The sequence below is a fragment of the Phyllobacterium sp. P5_D12 genome (assembly GCF_054049495.1).
In genome coordinates this window covers 1-1748 of record NZ_JBFUMG010000738.1, presented here as the reverse complement: position 1 = coordinate 1748, position 1748 = coordinate 1, and the positions used below count along the sequence as shown (strand labels likewise).

The 1748-nt window shown below is 56.4% G+C and carries 2 protein-coding genes; both read left to right on the top strand.

The features are described 5' to 3' along the window. A partial coding sequence (locus ACXJ5O_RS25905; RefSeq protein WP_457302411.1) for an ethanolamine ammonia-lyase reactivating factor EutA occupies positions 1-1191 on the top strand: 1191 nt, incomplete at its 5' end. Positions 1192-1211: 20 nt separating this feature from the next. Next, positions 1212-1748 (top strand): LysR family transcriptional regulator (locus ACXJ5O_RS25900; protein ID WP_457302410.1); only part of this gene is annotated, 537 nt, incomplete at its 3' end.

The window sequence follows — 1748 nt, the reverse complement described above, 5'->3', positions numbered from 1 at the left end:
GGCTACAAGCGGGCCGATGTTGATTCAGGCGCGGTCATATTGACCGGTGAGGCCATAAAACGGACGAACGCCCGCGCGATCGATGAAATATTCGCGAATGAGTCGGGCAAATTCGTTTGCGCAACCGCTGGCCACAAACTTGAATCCATCCTGGCTGCACACGGCTCGGGCGCTACGGCTCTCTCGAGAAAACGCAATGCTTGCGGGCTTCACGTTGATATTGGAGGCGGCACGACGAAACTTGCGCTGATCGACAAGGGGAAAATCCTCAGCGTTGCCGCTTTCGCCGTCGGCGGACGTTTGCTGGCAAAAGACCAGCATGGAAAATGGTCTCGCATCGACGAGTCGGCAAGGATCATCGCGCAATCGCTCGGTATAGAAATTTCCGGTGATGAATTGCCCGATGAAGCGCCCCGCCAAGCCATTACGAAGCGGCTCGCCGCGCTTGCGGTCGATCAGATTCTGGGACAGCCGCTTGATGATCTCGGCGAGAAATTGCTGCTGACCGACGCCTTGGAGAGAGCTGTCGCGCCGACATACATCACTTTCTCGGGCGGGGTTTCCGAATATATCTTTGGCTATGAAACCGAGGATCACGGAGACATCGCCCGAGCTCTGGCACAGGAGATCGTGGCGCAGCTTGGTCCGCGCATCGACGTGCCGGTTATCGATGCGGGGCAACGCATCAGGGCAACCGTCATTGGAGCATCGCAGTTCACCGTTCAAGTTAGCGGCAAGACGCTCTATATGAGCGGCATCAAAGCATTGCCTGCTCATAATATTCCCGTCGTGCACTTGGGGGCCAGCTTGCCCGAAGTCATCGACGCCGATGAGATCGCAGGGATTTTCAAGGCAAGTGCAGAACGTCAGGACCGGGATCTTTCACTACCCCTGGCTCTAGCATTCTCGTGGAGCGGATTGCCGGACTATCCGCGGCTTCTGGCAATGGCTACAGCCATCAAGTCGGTAGCGGCACCGGCAGGTCAGCGCGAGGAACTGCTGGTGCTGGTGATCGACGGCGATGTCGGGCAGACGATCGGCCGTATTCTCGAGAAAGAACTCGATCTTGGATCAAACCTGGTTTCCATCGACGGCGTGCAGCTCAAGGATCTGGATTTTGTCGATCTCGGCGAATTTATCAACCCGMCAGGTGTGATCCCGGTCGTCATCAAGTCGCTGCTCTTTTCATGATCTGCAGCGGTTGACAGGCAATGGCAAAAGCCCAGGAACCGAGCCAGTCTGCTGGTGCCGCCCGGTCAAGTTTCGATGGGCTGGACCTCAATGACATCGTTATATTCACACGTGTCGTCCAGTATGGCAGCTTTACCGAAGCGGCAAAGATCTTCGCAAAGTCGCCGTCCTATATGAGCAAACACGTCACTCAGCTCGAAAACTCTCTGGCCCTGACATTGCTGCACCGCTCGACTCACAAGGTGTTTCTCACCGATGCCGGCAGTGTGCTGTTCGAACATTGCGTCCGGATACTCGCGGAACTCGATGCGGCCAAGGCGGATGCCAGCGGGCTCAGCAGTGAATTGATCGGAAATCTCAGGATACACACCACACCGGGGGTAGGGCAGGGGCTGGTCGTCCCGGCAATCATCGATTTCAACACTGAATACCCGGCCGTGAAAGTGGAACTTACTGTCAGCGTGAATTCGGTGAGCCTCATGGAGCGAGGGGTGGACGTCGTCGTCGGCAGCCGTCATTTTGAAGATGATGAGTCGTTTCACAGCGGTCTTTTCGAA